Annotated in this window: 2 protein-coding genes; both read right to left on the minus strand. The window is 50.4% G+C overall.

Translation table 11 applies throughout. The features are described 5' to 3' along the window. A partial coding sequence (locus AB9F29_RS21420) for a PfkB family carbohydrate kinase (protein WP_369757193.1) occupies nucleotides 1-200 on the minus strand: 200 nt, incomplete at its 3' end. Then, the coding region (locus AB9F29_RS21425) for a phosphate acyltransferase (protein WP_369757194.1) at nucleotides 197-379 on the minus strand (183 nt) is incomplete at its 5' end. The genes AB9F29_RS21425 and AB9F29_RS21420, both read right to left, overlap by 4 nt.

Below are 379 nucleotides of genomic sequence, written 5' to 3' on the forward strand. Positions count from 1 at the left end.
GCCCAAACACCATCGGGGCCTACAGCACAAATATGAAAAACATCCGAACCAGCTCGCGCTGCGGCAACGGACTGGTTTGTGCCCTTTCCGCCCAAGCCAATCGAAAAACCCGTCGCCGCCAAAGTTTCCACAGGTAATGGCAAATGCGGTACTGAATAAACGTGATCCGCGTTTATGGATCCTAGATTAAAGACCGTCATTTTTTCTCATTACAGGCAGCAAGTATCGCCATGTTTAGAATGTCACTCGATGTGGAAACTGTTGAGCAAATCTGGATGGATTGGTCAATTCCGGTGAGGATTGGGCCAATTACGGTTGCTACGGCCATCTCCTGCATCAGCTTCACCGAAATACTCGCGGAATGACGCGCCGGAACCAC

The organism is Falsihalocynthiibacter sp. S25ZX9, from assembly GCF_041205405.1.
In the GTDB taxonomy this organism is placed as follows: Bacteria; Pseudomonadota; Alphaproteobacteria; order Rhodobacterales; family Rhodobacteraceae; genus Falsihalocynthiibacter; species Falsihalocynthiibacter arcticus.